The following is a 16,079-nucleotide window of genomic DNA, read 5'->3' on the forward strand; positions in this document are numbered from 1 at the left end:
CCTATAGTTAAAGCGAGGCAAAATATGCCACAACGCCGATGAATAACGTAGGTAATAACGTAATCCAAATGATAGTTTTCATTACATCACCTTCTTTACCGAGAATATTGGCGGTGGTGGTGCCTAAAATAATTTTACTTGGGCTGATTGCACTACCTATCGCTCCACCGGTAGTTTGCGCCCCTAAAATTGCCGCAGAATTTGCATTTAACAGTTTCGCGGTGGTCATTTGGAAATCTCCAAATAGAATATTAGAACTCATATTGCTACCGGTCATAAAGGTGCCTAATAAGCCGATAAATGGCGATAAAATAACATAAGATTTCCCTAATACAGCTGCCATTCCCTGCGCTAGAACTGCCGTTTGCCCGGTTCCACCCATAATTTTTGACATAATCACCAAACCAACTACGGCAATACCTGATGGCATCGTCATTGAAACCGATTTTGCAAAAATGGTTTTCGTGCCACCTTTACCAATCCAGCCTTTATGTTGATAATAAATTAAGCCGATAATAGAAGATACAAACAGGAACATACTGGCGTGCGTAAAAATCGCAATCGGCGAATAAGCAGTATAAGCCTTATTCACAAAGCCATAACCTGTGACGGTTTCTGGGAAAGCAAAACCAAACTTAAATTGGGATAAAAACTGATTAACCGGCGTAATAACCAAAATTGCCAATGTCATCACAGAAAGGACAATATAGGGAATAAAAGCCTGTAATAAATTCATATTTGGCAAGGCTTCTTCATTTTCTGTGGTTTTACTCCTATCCATAATCGGGCTCTCTTCCACACGCCAAACTGCTTTATACATCGGTATTTTGCTGATAAGCACAATCGCTAAAATGGATAAACAGGCAGGAATAAAAGCAGAAATGGTGGTATTGACTTGGCTCAGTAACAATTCACCACCGCCTTGAATAGTTGCGATAATTAAGGTGGCGACTAACCCTTTTTTCAGTGCTTTACCTCTGCCGTAAAACCACGAAATTGCCAAGCCTGTAATCACAATCCAAAACCATAAAAATGCAGCAGACCAAAGTGCGGTGAGGAAATAGTCATCACTGCCGATATCCAGCCCTGCAGAAACAGCTAATGCGTCCCACGCAGCAGCCAGAGTACCAAAAGTATTCCCCCACGCTTGCCCTAATAGCGGTAGCACCACTGCCCATAACGGGCGAACACCAATTCCAATTAAAAGAGGGGCGCCAACCGCCACAGGTACGCCAAAGCCGGTAATGCCTTGTAAGAAACTTTCAAAGATCCAACCCATTGTCATGACCAGCAAGAGTTCATTCGGGAACAACTTACTCATTCCGACTCGAATCACTAAAAAGGCTTTTGCGCCATCACTGACTTGGTACATCAACACTGCCGTCCACACAATCAGCAAAATCACTAAGGCATTCCAAATACCTTTGGCGGACTCAATCGCAATTAATGAAACATCTGCTTGATAGAGAAAAACCCCTGTAAAAATCGTAATCAAAAGCCCAATAGGTGCAGCTTCTGTTGCGCCCCATTGGAATTTCACCATTAAAATAACTAATGTGATAATCGGCAATAACGCCATAAACCACATAAAAAAATTCACCGGAATATCCATTTGTTATTGAAACCTAATTGTAAAAAAATGTAGAAAAATGACCGCTTGTTGTGTTCACCATACGAGCCGTATGGTGCTAAATTAACTGAGCCACGCTGTGGCTCAACGCTCATACAAGTCACAAAGCGACTTGGCTTACCTATCCTAGCACGGCTCGTGCTAGGATAGAAAAGTACGGTCAATTTTACGAATAAATCACCGTTCCTGTTTCGCCTGCAATACCCTGTGCAGCCTTATCCAGTAAGGTAATTAACGCTCTGCGGCCTGTGCCACTTTCGGCAAATTGTAAAGCAGCTTCCACTTTGGGTAGCATTGAACCTTTGGCAAATTGTTCTTCCGCAATATATTGGCGTGCTTGTGCTGTGCTTAATTCAGAAAGCCATTCCTGATTTGGCTTGCCCCAGTTAATCGCCACTTTTTCCACCGCCGTTAGAATAACCAAATAATCGGCATTCAGCTTTTGTGCTAACAACGAGCTGGCGTTATCTTTATCAATCACCGCGTTCACGCCCACTAAACGCCCTTGTTCATCGCTCACCACCGGAATACCACCACCGCCACAGGTGATGACAATATGTCCGGCATTCAGTAGGGTTTTAATGGTTTCTAACTCACGAATGCGTTGTGGTTTCGGTGAAGGCACAACAATGCGATAACCTCGCCCGGCATCTTCCATTGTACGAATGCCTTTTGCCTCTAGCTCATCAGCTTCCTCTTTGGTTAAGAATCTGCCAATCGGTTTATCCGGATTTTGGAATGCAGGGTCTGTCGGGTTCACCTCAATTTGAGACAAAATCGTACTGACTTTCTGCTCAATACCACGGTTAAGTAGCTCATATTTAATCGCATTTTGTAAATCGATCCCGATATAACCTTGGCTCATTGCGACACTGGTCGGTAGCGGAATTTCATCTCCGGAATGCTTGGCAAAATCGTCCATTGCCCGCTGAATCATTCCCACTTGAGGGCCGTTACCGTGCGTAATCACAATATTTTTACCTTGCTGTAATATATCAACAATTACTTTTGCGGTTTTTGCCACTGCTTCACGCTGTTCTTTCAAATTGTTCCCTAACGCATTACCGCCTAGGGCTAACACGATGGTTTGTTTTGACATTCTCTTTCCTTTTAAATCGTAGATACAATGGGCGAATTATAATTCGCCCCTACAGAATTATTCTGTAAACCCTAATTTTCTTGCATAGGCTAACACTGCTTTTTCAAAGCAAGCCAATGGAGGGCGAACCGTACCTGCACCAATTTGCCCAAAGCCTGCAACTTTGTGGGCGATGCCTGTGTTGATCACAGGCGTAATGCCTTTTTCCACGACTAATCTGGCATCAATACCTAAACAAGCCCCTTGGAAATTCCAGTTCGGCACAATGTAATTTGGGTTGCGGTCAATACAAATTTCCATCATATCGTTACTGGTACGAAGTGCATCTTCATAGCCTCCTGCACCAACAAATCGGGTAACTGCTGGAGCCGCAATCATCGCCATACCACCTACACCAAGGGTTTCAGTAATAGCCGAATCGCCAATATCTGGGCAAGCATCTTCACCGTCATAACCGGTGAAATATAAGCCTTGTGGCGTATTCACTGGCCCAACGAACCATTCATCACCCATACCGGCAATACGGATACCAAAATGCACGCCATTGCGACACATGGCTGTCACCACCGTGCCTTCAGTGAGTGTTCTCGCCCCATCCATAACCGCTTTACAGGTTGCCATCATAATATTGAGGAAGAATTGATCCGTATCCGCTAAGAATTTAATGACGTCATATTTATCCTGTTCGGCAAGATCGCTCATCGCAGTAATACGAGGAGCTACTTCCTTGAAGAAAGACATTGAGGCAGCAATATTGCGTTGGTGGAACTCATCGCCCATCGCAATCGCTTTTGCCACGAGAGGATTTACCGCCAAGCCGTTTTCCATTGAACGAATAGCTTTACCGAGCGTAGGGCCTAATACATCACGCATCCACTCTAAGCGTTTTACTACTTCCTCTGAATAAGCACCAAAACGCAACACTTTGCCAATACCCTCGTTCATTGTGCAATAGGCAACATTGCCATCGGTTGCATTTTCCACCACCCACACCGGCATATTGGCAGTGGTAATGCCGCCCATCGGTCCAACTGCATTCACGTGGTGGCACGGCATAAATTTAATTTCACCACTTTCCAATAAAGCACGGGCTGAAGTCTCGTCCGTTGCCCATTTTTCAAATAATACAGCCCCCACACAAGAGCCTTGCACGGTATTTGGCATATCTTGATATTGAATTGGCGGACCGGCGTGTAAAATCACTTTACCGTCGTTTAATTCTTTGATGACAGTTTTCGCTAATACGTTATCCCGAATAATGGGAGCAGCCGCAACCACTTTGGCAATCACTTTGCGGTTTGCCTCATCAATATCCACCGTCTGAGATTCGTTTAAGAAATTCAAGGCTTTAATTAATTGAATGTTGCCACCTGCCGGTGGTTGCCAGTTAAATTGCACCACTTGGCAGCCAAATTTTTCCGCCACATCGGCAAAACTTTTCAGCCCGATGTTAATAATTTTCGGTTTTTCCGATAATAATCGTAATAACGATTCAGAGGCAGGAGTATTTTCACCTTGCACCACAGTTTTAGCTTGGATCGGTTTTACCGGCTCATCAAAATGCAAGCCTAATAAAGCGAGAGATTTTTCCACCGCACTTTTATTGGTTTCACAAACTTCAACGCCCGCTTCAACCAATTTACGCACTGTTTCATCATAACCTTGATAGTCACTACGAGTGCCACATACCGTCGCGACAAATGCCACCTCTCGATGTTGAGCTTTAGCTTTTTGTTGGAGTTCTTGAATGGTTGGAATCAATGCCGTTGCCATATCTTCGTGTGAGCCATAGCCTAACACGATGTCAAATAAAATCACGCCTGTGGTCGCATCATCGACGGCTTCACGCATCGATTCAATCCGTTTGGCAGGGTCGATCATCGGGTGTGGTTTGCCTTGGGTGTAAACATCATCGCCTAAATCCACCACAATATGCCCGTCTTGCTTAAACATAAAGCCATCGGCTTTTGCCCCACTGCCCTCAATATTTAACGCATCTTTGAGCAACATTGCCGCCTCACCGGCAAGCGTACCGCCTGAATAATAGGCTTTTAGGGTTTTACCGCAAGCGGTCGAATTTGCCTGATTTTTTGCAAATGTCGGTATCGGCTCCTTACGCACAAGTGCAACCGCTAAACGAGCTGCTTCATCTAGCGTATAAGCGTGGTAGAAATTCTCTTCGTGGAAAGTCGGTTTTTCGCCAAGGAACAACGTAATCACAGGCTTGGTGTAACGGCTTAAGCGAGCAGAAATTTTCTCACGCACCGCTTTTGCCGGAGGTTTTGAGATCACAATCAGCACTTTGACTTTTTCGTTTTGCTCCATTACCTCAATCGCATCGAGCATCGTAATACCGCCAATCTCTTCATACAGATCACGCCCGCCTGTACCGATAGCATTTTCAACCCCTTCACCTAAACGGTCGATAATGGTAGTCAGCTCTTGAATCCCCGTGCCTGATGCGCCGATAATCCCGATAGAACCCGGTGTAACACTGTTAGTAAAGGCAATCGGCACACCTTGAATAATACCCGTGCCGCAGTCCGGCCCCATGACCACCAAGCCTTTGTTGTGTGCTTTTTGTTTTAATGCTTTTTCATCTTCCACACTCACGTTATCGCTGAACATAAAGACATTCAAACCTTCATCTAAGGCTCGATTTGCCTCTAAAGCTGCATAAGCACCCGGAATAGAAATAACGGCAAGATTAGCATCAGGCAATTTAGCCGTTGCTTTATCCCAAGACTTCACAATTTCAGTGCCACTTTGTACCGCACTTGCTTGGGATTTTTGTTTTAAAAATTCCTCTACTTTCTCCATCACGATATGGATTATCTCTTCACGCTCCACATCTGCTACCACCACCATATCATTCGGGGTCGCCTCTTGTAATTCCGGAGTATCTAACCCACTTTGGGCGAAAATATCTTTATTTGCCGGCGTTGCCATCATTACCGATACTTTGTTTACGCCTTCCAAACCGGAAATGGCATTTGTCAGCAACATTAACACCACCGAATCGTGGTAACTACCTTTCTTTACAACGGTTTTTAACATCTTTTATCCTTCCTGTCAGCCACCCCATACGCGCCGTATGGGGTTCTATTATCTTAGCCGCTCTGCGGCTCTAGAAGTCCCAGAGGGACTTGGATTATTTAGCCTAGCACGGCTCGTGCTAGGTCATCAAATCAATCCGCAAAACGGTTTTTATGATCGTAGCGGTCAAAATGAATATCATCGCTGATTAAATATTCATAGACTTTATCTACAATTTCAATACCACCATTTGCGTAATACTTATCACGACGCATTTCGGCACGTTGCCCCGGATAATAGACTTTATCATTGCCCGGTGCCGGTGGCATTTCGTTAAGCTCATTGATAGATTGTGCCATATTCTCACGGAATTGTTCTGCACCACAGAAACGAGCCGGATCAATCACAATGTGCATTTGTCCTAAACGGCGACCTTCGGATAAATCGTGATACATTGAAGAAACGTGTTTACCAAACGGCACACCTAATAAAATACCCGAGAAAATATCCACCATCATCATTAACCCGTAGCCTTTTGCGCCTGAGATCGGCACTAAAGCGTTCACTTTGTTAGGATCTGTCACCGGGTTGCCATCAACATCTACTGCCCAATCCGGTGGGATAGATTCTCCACGAGAACGCTTATCTAAAATTTTCCCCCAAGCCTGCACGGTGGTTGCCATATCAAACACCACATTTCTGCCTTCATCAGCCGGTGCGGCAAAAGAAATCGGGTTTGTGCCGTAGTAAGGCTCTGAACCACCATAAGGCACTGCCATTGGGTCTGATTGACAGAATGAAATAGAGAGTAATCCTTCTTTCGCAGCCATTTCAGTATAGTAGCCAATCGCACCGCTATGGGAAATATTACGGATACCCACAATCGCAATGCCCGATTTTTTTGCCATTTCAATCGCTTTTTCCATTGCAAAGGTAGCTGCTACATAGCCACAGCCATTATCCCCTTCAAAAATCGCCGACGCCGGGCCGGTTTCTTTCCATTCAAATTTTGGATCGTGGGTAATACCACCTTTAAAGATACGCTCACAGTAATATTCCATTCGTACTGCACCGTGAGAGTGATAACCTCGTTCGTCTGACCAAGTTAGGATTTCAGCGGTAATATCTGCGTGCTGATCATTTAAACCGGCTTTCATTAACTTCGCTTTCATTAAGCCTTTTAATTCTTCTCTAGATAATTTCATAGTCAATTCCTCAAGGTTAAATTACAGTTCTACATCACGGTTGCACTCTTTTGAGTAAATATAGACGAAATCTTCGTCCCCCACCGCATAACAGGCTTGCGGACAATAGGAATCCATAAAGACATAGTCATCTTTTTTCACCGGAATCCATTCATCGTCTAAACGGTACATTCCTTTGCCTGAAAGGAATAACATTCCGTGTTCTTGGAAATGAGTTTCGATATAACCGTGCGATGCCCCCGGCTTGAATAATAAAATGTGCATATTCATATCAAAGCCAAAATCGGTAGCAGATGGCAATAAGTCCTTAATCAGGCAGGTTTTCATTCCTTCATATTCGGTGTATTCGATTTGGTTCACATTGCCAACATAGGTTTTGGCTTGATGCCCCTCTAACAGCGTATAACGGCGGCGGTGAATATAAATTTTGGTAGGATTTTCTGATGGATTGATAAAACTCAATACTTGGTCGGCAGGCGAGAAAACATAGCCTCCGGTTTCAAGGATGGCTTGGGTGTCGCTATTTTTTACCGATAATTGACCGCTTACACAGTACACAAACACCTCTATCCCGTTTCCGCCTAGCTGAGTGCAGCCGCCGTTTGGGTGAACCGTGGCAATGTAATCGGCAAAAGAGGCTCCTAATGCGGGGGAAGATAAAATACTAATATCGCAATGATGATAGTTTGGAATACTGTTTTTTACCAAACCATCAGTTTCCAAAATCACAAAGTTATTCTTGCGAATGACTGAACGTGTTTCAAGCAACCCTTGGCGATAACCTGTTTGACCATTCAAATATCCCATAGCATTCTCCTTTACTTTAAGTGAATTTGATAACGTAACTTTATCTTGTACTATAATGCGGTACAAAACTGTTGAGGATCATTATGCTAAAAACGACACAAATCTCCCTAAATTCGATTGAAATTCAACACAGCCTGTTGCCTATTCAAGCAACGCTTTACCAAGATGATGAAATTACACCGAAAGCAACGCTAATTTACCTACACGGTGGGGGCTTACTTTACGGCTCTAAAGCGGACTTGCCCAACTTTCATCTTGACCAATTTACCCAAGCCGGTTTGCAAATTTTTGCGATAAATTACCCGCTTGCACCTTATGCTCAAATTGAGGAAATTCTGCGTTCTGTACTTTCCTCAATAAAAGCATTACAAAACCAACCGCACTTTTCTGCAATGCCCTATTTTTTATTCGGGCGTTCTGCCGGCGCTTATTTGGCATTACTCGCTGCAAGCAAACTCAGCCAACAAACCGATATTCCTCAGCCCAAAGGGATCATTTCATATTATGGCTACGGTTTTCTCACCGATGGTTGGTTTGATAGCCCAAGCGAGTATTATTTAAAATTGCCATTAGTCAGTGAAAGCACCTTTCAATCACTAATCACAATGCCGTTAGTAGAGGCAGAATTAAACACCCATTTCAGTGCCTATATTTATGCCCGCCAAAGCGGTAAGTGGAAATCATTGATTTATCAAGGCAGAGATAAATTTTTCTATCTTGATTACAGCTTACGCCTAGCAGAATTTAAGTCCCCTGTTTTTGCTGCACACGCCACCGGTGATCCTGATGTCCCTTTTAGCGAGTTTCTGGCACTTTGTGAAAAATGTAATCCGACTCGTTTTGTGATTTCTGCCGATTTACACGATTTTGATCGTGATACTGAATCGAAACATACACAGGAACTCATTCAGGCAACCATTCAATTTATCCAAAATACCCAGCACGAGCCGTGCTAGGTTAAATAACCCAAGTCCCTCCGGGACTTTTATAGAGCCACAACGTGGCTCAGATTATCTAACCCCATACGGCTCGTATGGGGTTATTACCCATTATTTCTCTAAAATCGTTCCCTTTCTGAAACGGGCGCTTGATGCCATATATTTCATACCGAAGTAATAAACTAAGGCAGTTGGAATAGTTGCGGTTAAGAATGAAATATCTGCATTGAATAAGCCAATCACTGCTCCCACAGAAATTGCCAAAATCGCTGCCCAGTTCACACCTTTACGGCTACCGTTTTCATCATAGAGTTCGGCAATGTCAATTTTGCGTTTATGGAGAATATAGTAATCAACCAATAGCACAGAGAAAATCGGGCCGAAGAATACAGTGTAAGTTAAAACGAAAATATCCACTCCTTTTGATGACGCATCGGAGGTAATTAACCAAGGGCAAGTTGCAATCGCTAATAAACCGATAAGCACCACTGAGGTTTTATGTTTAATTTTAAAGGCATCCATTAACGCATAGGCAGGTGGCACAACATTACTTGCTAGGTTGGTGGTCATTTGAGCAAATAAAATAAAGACTAAGGTAATAATCACTAAGAATTTATTATCTGCCGCTTGAGCAAACGCATTGATTGGGTTAGCAATACCGGTTGCAGAGGAAATCATTAAACCAATTACGCCCATAAATACGGTAGTTGGCACCATTGCTAAGAAATACACCACACCACGTTTTGCCGTTGAATACCCCGGTTTTAGTTCACGCACATAGTCACCTACATTCAGCATAACCAATACATTCACGCCAAAGAAAGCCACAATAGCACTGACAAAAGGTAAGCCCCAAGTGCCTTCTTTATTAATCAAATTCTCTTCAATACGTCCACCGAATTTAGTCATACAGATATAGAACATATAGGTAAGCGAGGCGATAATTACAACCGCACCAATATTTTCTAACCATTTCAAGCCGTGGAAACCGGTGGTAGAAATCCAAATTTGTAAGGCTTGGAATAAGAGGAAATAAAGCACTAGATTATCATAACCAAATAATAAAATTGAAATTTGGTTAATTGCCGAACCGCCTAACCAGCTTTGTACGCCATACCACACGATGGCAGGCACACCCCGCAACATTGCAGGTAAAATCCCACCTTTAGTCCCAAATGCACTTTTTAATTGAACCGCATAAGGAACACCACTTTTATAGCTCATTTGGTCATTTAAACATAAACAGACAATCAGCAATAACGAGCCAATTAACATTGCCACAAAAGCTTGGGTTAAATTTAACCCTTTCTCTAATTGCCCGGAGCCGAGTGCGAATGTACCGATAGATACACAGCCGCCAAGCCATAAGAAAAGGTAAGACAGTAAATCCATAATCCGTTTATTTTCCGGAATCGGTTGTAAGTTGGTTTTTTCAGACATGTTGTCTCTCCTGTAATCGCATTTTTAATGTATTATTTTTATATAATAAAAAGTGCGGTCATTTCCCAAAAGTTTTGAAAAATCAACCGCACTTCGCATTAGCTTTTCACCGGGCGAATAAATTCGCCATAACCCATAGCATCTTGTTTATACATACCGTTTTCCGCCACTAAACGACCACGAATAAAGGTATGGGTTGCTGCACCTTTGCCTTCTAAACCATCAAAACAAGTAACATGTCCTTTGGTAAACAGTTTCTCTTGTTCTACTTTCCACGGTTTTTCCGGATCTACAATCACAATATCCGCATCAAACCCAAGTTCAAACGCCCCTTTACGCCCATATAAACCAAACAATTTTGCCGGATTGACGCCCATCACTTTCGCAATCAGGCTCGGGCTTAGTTTACGTTGATGAACCACCATATCGAACATCATCGGCAAAAAGAACTGGATACCATTTAAGCCTCCCCAAGCCTCCCAAATATCGTGAGTGTCATTATTTTTCTCTTCATCGGCAGCCGGAGAATGATCACTTCCCACACAAGACAATGTGCCATCAATCACATAATCCCAAAGTTTTTCCATATCCTCTTTTTTACGCAAAGGAGGAGTACATTTTGCCGGTCCGCCTTTTTCAAAGACGAAATCTTCGGTAAATCCTAAATAGTGGGGGCAAGTCTCGCCTGAAACAGGTAAACCTTCATAAACTGCATCTTTAACCAGTTGAGCGACCATTGGGTGTGTAACATGGCAAATATGCACCCTGCCGCCGGTGGCCCGAGACATATCAATAATATTTTTAGTCGCTACATATTCCACCCAAACATCGTGAGCATCTAAAAACTCACGAATTTTTTCTTGATTTGTTAAACCTGTTTTCGCTTTTGCCTCTTTCACTCGCTCTTTAACTTGCCCAAACTCTTCACAATGGAATCCGGACAACGCATTAAAAGGTTTTAAGATTTCCAAGGCTTTACGCACATTGCCTAAGTTTACGGTTGGGAATAAATCCCCGTTCGGGCAAGTGAAACCTTTAAAGGCAGCAACGCCACAGGCCTCTAGTTCAACAAGATCGGCAGAATTGCTTTTTATGGAATTTGGAGTGTCGTCATAATCACCGACAATCCCACCCCAAAGGGCGAAGTCGATAAAGGAATGTTTACTTACGTTGGCGTGTTTTAATTTAAAGACATCTTTATTGATGAGAGAAGGATCATTATTGAGAGGCATATCAATGAGCGTGGTACAACCGGCAGCTACCGCGGCACGGGATCCGGTTTCAAAATCCTCACGATAATCAAAGCCCGGTTCATTTAAATGGGCGTGGCAGTCAATTATCCCCGGATAAACCAAATTGCCTTTTGCATCGACAATTTCTTTCGCATCAACCTCAATATCAGGGGCAAGAAAACCGGCAAATTTCCCGTCTTTTACCGCAATAGTGGCAGGATAAATTCTATCCGGCGTGACTAATTGTCCGTTTTTAACGATTAAATCATACATAATGAACCTTCTTTTTATTGACTTTTAATGGTTTGAAAGGAAAATAAAAAATATGAAATCGTATTTCAACTTTGCAAGTATACTAATCAATAAAGTTACTACAAATCAATAGGTATTTTACAGAATGACAATAAAAGAGCAAATAATAAACATCCCTATTTTAAAAACCACTCTGTACGCTCAAAATGCAATAGAAGCTGCACCTATTGTAATGCTTCACTCTCGTTACAATAAAACTATTAATTTATTGATTAATAATCAGATTTTTACATTACAGCCGAAAGAAAGTGAGCTTTCACCGATCAGTCTAATCACAGATTTCTCAATAACAAAATTTCAACAACTCTCATTCCAACCTAACCAACCTTATCGGCTCAATTTACATTATTCAAATGATGCAATTTTTTCTTCAAAATTAACCGCTTGCACTTCTTTTTCACCAAACAATGTGGTTTGGTATGCAAATCTTGCGCAAAAAATCTTGCAAAAGTCGAATGCCAAAGGACTGAATTTATTATTACAAAATAGTATTAACGATATACTACTCCGTGCATTCAAGCAATATTTAGTTCAAGCTGAGGATCTTTATCAACTAGGCGAATTAGAAAAATCAGCGGAATATTTCACAAAACTTATTGGGCTTGGTATTGGTCTCACGCCAAGTGGCGATGATTTTCTATGCGGTTTTATTGCCACATTTCAGTATTTTACTCAAACTCAGACAGCATTTTACCAAACACTAACCCAAAAACTCCGACAACATTTAGATAATACTAATACGATCAGTCGCCGTTTTTTAGATTGTGCATTGCAACAACAATTTTCCGCCCCTATTTTGAGCTTCTTTAATCACACACAACAACGTCAAGAGGATTTCTGCCTATTAGCACAACGTTTTGAAAATATAGGGCATTCTTCTGGAATGGATACACTTTTCGGTATATACCATGCTTGTCAATGGCTATTAAAAAAAAATCCATCATCACCTGAATGTGTTTGGCTTTTTGACGTAATAAAGCAGTTGAATTTAAAAATGTGACGAGTAAATTAGCGTTATTTAGGCAGAAAAATACCGCTTGTGGTAATATGCAAGCGGTTGAATTTAGGGAAAAATTTGCAAAATACTTTTTCTATATAGGTTTTCCTGAGTTTAAGGATTAATTCTAAGTAGTTCTATCCGATATAATGCAGCTTTCTTAGCTCTACTACCCTCTTCTTGATAACCTAGGTGAGCCGGAATATTAAACTCATATACAGAGCCTACCGGCATAAGCAATAATCCTTGCTGTAAGCCGGAAAACATTTCTCTGATAGGCAAAATTACTGGCACTTGATTAAACGTCCCTTCAAACACTTCCCCTTTATCATTATAAGAAGTAAAACGCACCTCCACTTCATCATTTAGTGTTGGTTTTTTGCCGCTGCCTGCTTTAAGCTCCTTATATTGCAAGCCTTGCTTAGTAGTTTGATACGCTTGATTTGCCTGTACTTTAGTAGATAATAAACTTACACTAGCGACAATGAATGCCAAACCTAAAGCATAAATCTGCTTCATTCTATTTCCCCCATTTTCTATAAAAGATTTCATATTATCCCTACCATAGACAGCTATTTTTTGCGTTTTATCATTTAATTCAAAAATTAAATTAAATCTATTTGCTATTTTCAGCGATTTTCGGCATATTTAGACCTAATTTAATTTATGTTTACCATAGGAATTTTTTATGAACCAGCAATATTCAACAATTCAGCATAATATCCATATGTTAGGTGAATTTTTGGGAGAAACGATTCGTGATGCGCAAGGAGATTACATTCTAGAACTCATCGAAAGCATTCGTGTGTTATCTCGCAATTCTCGTGCCGGCGATGAAAACGCCCGTGAACAGCTATTAGATAAATTAGCCAATATTTCTAACGATGATGTCTTACCCGTTGCACGTGCATTTAGCCATTTTCTAAATCTAACAAATATTGCTGAACAACATCAAACTGTTTCTCGCCATCATATTGATGAATCACTTGGTAGTCGCTCATTAGACTCTCTGTTCCTTCGTCTAAAATCACAAAATATCCCCGTTGAAAAAGTGATTAAAACCGTGGAAAGCCTAATGATTGATTTAGTGCTAACCGCTCACCCAACGGAAGTAACCCGCCGTTCGCTGGGACATAAACACGTTGAAATAAATAAATGTTTGAATTTGTTGGAACATGATGATTTAACTGAGGCAGAAAGCTATAAAATCAAACGCCGTTTAATGCAACTGATTGCTCTTGCTTGGCATACTAATGAAATCAGAACCCAACGCCCAACCCCTGTTGATGAAGCCAAAGGCGGTATGGCAGTCATTGAAAATAGTTTATGGAAAGCTGTGCCGGAATTTTGTCGTCAGCTTAACTTCTATTTAGAAAAACACTTTGGTGTGCAATATCCGGTAAATTTAGCCCCTGTCCGTTTTTCTTCTTGGATGGGCGGAGACCGTGACGGTAACCCGTTCGTCACGGCAGAAACAACTCGCCGTGTATTAAGAATGAACCGTTGGAAAGCCGCGGAATTGTTCTTACAAGATATTAAAAATCTTGCTGAAGAATTATCGATTACACAGTGTACCCCTGCATTTCGTGCTAAATATGGTGACTATTTAGAGCCATATCGCGTATTACTAAAAGTATTACGCCAGAAATTAATTAATACCGGAATTTACTATGCGGAATTATTGGAAGGCAAAATTTCAACTATTGATGAAAGTGACATTTTAACTTCAGATCAGCAATTGTGGGAACCGCTTTTTGATTGCTATGAGTCATTACAAGCCTGTGGTATGCGAATTATTGCAAATGGTGCATTACTAGATTGCTTACGTCGTATAAACTGTTTTGGTTTAGGGTTATCACGCCTTGATATTCGCCAAGAAAGTACCCGCCACGAAATGGCGATTGCAGAAATTACCCGCTATATCGGCTTAGGCGATTATGCTCATTGGACAGAAGATGATAAACAGGCGTTCTTAGTGCGTGAACTTAGTTCTCGCCGCCCATTGATTCCAACCAACTGGACTCCAAGCCCTGAAACTAAAGAAGTGTTAGACACTTGTAAAATTGTTGCCGAGCAACCTGAAGGCGTCATTTCAGCCTATGTCATTTCAATGGCAAGAGAGGCCTCTGATGTACTTGCGGTTCACCTTTTACTCAAAGAGGCAGGGTGCAAATTTACTATTCCGGTCGCCCCATTATTTGAAACGCTAGGCGATTTAGACCACAGTGAAAAAGTGATGACCGATTTATTTAATATCGGCTGGTATCGTGGCGTCATCAACAATTACCAAATGATTATGATCGGCTACTCTGATTCCGCCAAAGATGCCGGAATGCTTGCTGCCGGCTGGGCGCAATATCGGGCGCAAGAAGCTCTGGTCAATTTATGTGAAAAATATAATATTGAATTAACCTTATTCCACGGTCGTGGCGGCACTATCGGGCGTGGTGGTGCACCGGCTCATGCAGCCTTACTCTCTCAACCCCCTCGTTCACTCAAAAACGGCTTACGAGTGACAGAGCAAGGAGAGATGATCCGCTTTAAATTAGGCTTACCTGCCGTGGCAGTTGAAAGTTTAGAACTCTATGCCAGTGCGATTTTAGAAGCGAATATTTTCCCACCACCGGAGCCAAAGCAGCAATGGCGAGATGTGCTAGCGAAAGCCTCCGATATTTCTTGCCAAATTTACCGTGATATGGTGCGTGGCGAGCCAGACTTCGTACCGTATTTCCGCTCTGCTACACCAGAGCAAGAACTTTCCCGTCTGCCGCTTGGCTCACGCCCTGCAAAACGTAATCCAAAAGGCGGAGTGGAGAGTTTGCGTGCAATTCCTTGGATTTTCGCTTGGATGCAAAACCGCTTAATGCTACCTGCTTGGTTAGGTGCAGGGCAAGCATTACAACAGTTGATTGATGAAGGTAATGAAACCTTACTAAAAGAAATGTGTAACGAATGGCCGTTTTTCTCGACCCGTATCGGAATGCTGGAAATGGTATTTAGTAAAGCTGATATTTGGCTGGCTGAATATTACGACCAACGCCTAGTCGAGCCAAAACTACACCGTTTAGGCAATATGCTGCGTACGCAATTACAGGCTGATCTTAAAACCGTACTTGCACTGGCTCACGATGGACAATTAATGGCCGATTTACCTTGGATCGCAGAATCGATTGCACTACGCAATATTTATACCGATCCGCTCAATCTACTTCAGGTAGAATTGTTAGATCGGATTCGCAAACAAGGTGAAAATGCCGATCCTGTACTGGAGCAAGCATTGATGATCACCATCACAGGTATTGCCGCAGGTATGCGAAATACAGGTTAAGTTTCGATGGCAAGCGGTTGAATTTAGCGGAAGATTTGCAAAATTCCAACAGAAT

Annotated in this window: 11 protein-coding genes; 3 read left to right on the forward strand and 8 right to left on the reverse strand. The window is 42.1% G+C overall.

What is annotated here, in order from left to right:
- Positions 1 to 7: 7 nt before the first annotated feature.
- From ACJ7Z2_RS09220 to allE, 5 genes are all read right to left on the reverse strand, one after another.
- On the reverse strand, positions 8 to 1,612 hold the full coding sequence (locus ACJ7Z2_RS09220; protein WP_409500100.1) for an L-lactate permease: 1,605 nt from the start codon (positions 1,610 to 1,612) through the stop codon (positions 8 to 10).
- 184 nt (positions 1,613 to 1,796) lie between these two features.
- Positions 1,797 to 2,729 (reverse strand): carbamate kinase, encoded by a 933-nt coding sequence (arcC, locus tag ACJ7Z2_RS09225; RefSeq protein WP_409500101.1) that lies wholly within the window; start codon positions 2,727 to 2,729, stop codon positions 1,797 to 1,799.
- A gap of 57 nt (positions 2,730 to 2,786) precedes the next feature.
- Positions 2,787 to 5,786: an acyl-CoA synthetase FdrA gene (fdrA, locus tag ACJ7Z2_RS09230; RefSeq protein WP_409500102.1), complete on the reverse strand. Its 3,000-nt coding sequence runs from the start codon at positions 5,784 to 5,786 to the stop codon at positions 2,787 to 2,789.
- A 131-nt stretch (positions 5,787 to 5,917) separates the two neighbouring features.
- A complete protein-coding gene (gene allD, locus ACJ7Z2_RS09235) occupies positions 5,918 to 6,970 on the reverse strand; it encodes an ureidoglycolate dehydrogenase (protein ID WP_409500103.1) in 1,053 nt (350 codons plus the stop codon).
- A gap of 21 nt (positions 6,971 to 6,991) precedes the next feature.
- Positions 6,992 to 7,777, reverse strand: coding sequence for a (S)-ureidoglycine aminohydrolase (gene allE, locus ACJ7Z2_RS09240; RefSeq protein WP_409500104.1), 786 nt, complete (start codon positions 7,775 to 7,777; stop codon positions 6,992 to 6,994).
- Between the two features lie 83 nt (positions 7,778 to 7,860).
- Between allE and ACJ7Z2_RS09245 the strand changes: the two genes are divergently transcribed.
- The gene (locus ACJ7Z2_RS09245; RefSeq protein ID WP_409500105.1) at positions 7,861 to 8,733 is read left to right on the forward strand and encodes an alpha/beta hydrolase fold domain-containing protein; all 873 of its coding nucleotides are present in this window, start codon (positions 7,861 to 7,863) and stop codon (positions 8,731 to 8,733) included.
- Between the two features lie 93 nt (positions 8,734 to 8,826).
- On the opposite strand, the gene ACJ7Z2_RS09250 is transcribed toward ACJ7Z2_RS09245, so the two are convergent.
- Positions 8,827 to 10,155 (reverse strand): NCS1 family transporter, encoded by a 1,329-nt coding sequence (locus ACJ7Z2_RS09250; RefSeq protein WP_409500106.1) that lies wholly within the window; start codon positions 10,153 to 10,155, stop codon positions 8,827 to 8,829.
- Between the two features lie 98 nt (positions 10,156 to 10,253).
- Positions 10,254 to 11,660 carry an allantoinase AllB gene (gene allB, locus ACJ7Z2_RS09255; RefSeq protein WP_409500107.1) on the reverse strand — a complete coding sequence of 469 codons (1,407 nt, stop codon included), beginning with the start codon at positions 11,658 to 11,660 and terminating at the stop codon, positions 10,254 to 10,256.
- 124 nt (positions 11,661 to 11,784) lie between these two features.
- Between allB and ACJ7Z2_RS09260 the strand changes: the two genes are divergently transcribed.
- On the forward strand, positions 11,785 to 12,699 hold the full coding sequence (locus ACJ7Z2_RS09260) for a DUF2877 domain-containing protein (protein ID WP_409500108.1): 915 nt from the start codon (positions 11,785 to 11,787) through the stop codon (positions 12,697 to 12,699).
- Positions 12,700 to 12,810: 111 nt separating this feature from the next.
- On the opposite strand, the gene ACJ7Z2_RS09265 is transcribed toward ACJ7Z2_RS09260, so the two are convergent.
- Complete coding sequence (locus ACJ7Z2_RS09265) at positions 12,811 to 13,215, reverse strand: FKBP-type peptidyl-prolyl cis-trans isomerase (protein ID WP_020824148.1); 405 nt, start codon at positions 13,213 to 13,215, stop codon at positions 12,811 to 12,813.
- A 169-nt stretch (positions 13,216 to 13,384) separates the two neighbouring features.
- Here ACJ7Z2_RS09265 and ppc point away from each other — a divergent pair, with 169 nt between their 5' ends.
- Positions 13,385 to 16,024 (forward strand): phosphoenolpyruvate carboxylase, encoded by a 2,640-nt coding sequence (gene ppc, locus ACJ7Z2_RS09270; protein WP_409500109.1) that lies wholly within the window; start codon positions 13,385 to 13,387, stop codon positions 16,022 to 16,024.
- Positions 16,025 to 16,079: the final 55 nt, after the last annotated feature.

This window comes from Mannheimia glucosida, from assembly GCF_046267875.1.
In the GTDB taxonomy this organism is placed as follows: Bacteria; Pseudomonadota; Gammaproteobacteria; order Enterobacterales; family Pasteurellaceae; genus Mannheimia; species Mannheimia glucosida.

Excerpts from the sequence above, each read along its gene's own strand:
- ACJ7Z2_RS09220 (WP_409500100.1), bottom strand. The coding sequence starts at position 1,612 with ATGGATATTCCGGTGAATTTTTTTATGTGGTTTATGGCGTTATTGCCG.
- arcC (WP_409500101.1), bottom strand. The coding sequence starts at position 2,729 with ATGTCAAAACAAACCATCGTGTTAGCCCTAGGCGGTAATGCGTTAGGG.
- fdrA (WP_409500102.1), bottom strand. The coding sequence starts at position 5,786 with ATGTTAAAAACCGTTGTAAAGAAAGGTAGTTACCACGATTCGGTGGTG.
- allD (WP_409500103.1), bottom strand. The coding sequence starts at position 6,970 with ATGAAATTATCTAGAGAAGAATTAAAAGGCTTAATGAAAGCGAAGTTA.
- allE (WP_409500104.1), bottom strand. The coding sequence starts at position 7,777 with ATGGGATATTTGAATGGTCAAACAGGTTATCGCCAAGGGTTGCTTGAA.
- ACJ7Z2_RS09245 (WP_409500105.1), top strand. The coding sequence starts at position 7,861 with ATGCTAAAAACGACACAAATCTCCCTAAATTCGATTGAAATTCAACAC.
- ACJ7Z2_RS09250 (WP_409500106.1), bottom strand. The coding sequence starts at position 10,155 with ATGTCTGAAAAAACCAACTTACAACCGATTCCGGAAAATAAACGGATT.
- allB (WP_409500107.1), bottom strand. The coding sequence starts at position 11,660 with ATGTATGATTTAATCGTTAAAAACGGACAATTAGTCACGCCGGATAGA.
- ACJ7Z2_RS09260 (WP_409500108.1), top strand. The coding sequence starts at position 11,785 with ATGACAATAAAAGAGCAAATAATAAACATCCCTATTTTAAAAACCACT.
- ACJ7Z2_RS09265 (WP_020824148.1), bottom strand. The coding sequence starts at position 13,215 with ATGAAGCAGATTTATGCTTTAGGTTTGGCATTCATTGTCGCTAGTGTA.
- ppc (WP_409500109.1), top strand. The coding sequence starts at position 13,385 with ATGAACCAGCAATATTCAACAATTCAGCATAATATCCATATGTTAGGT.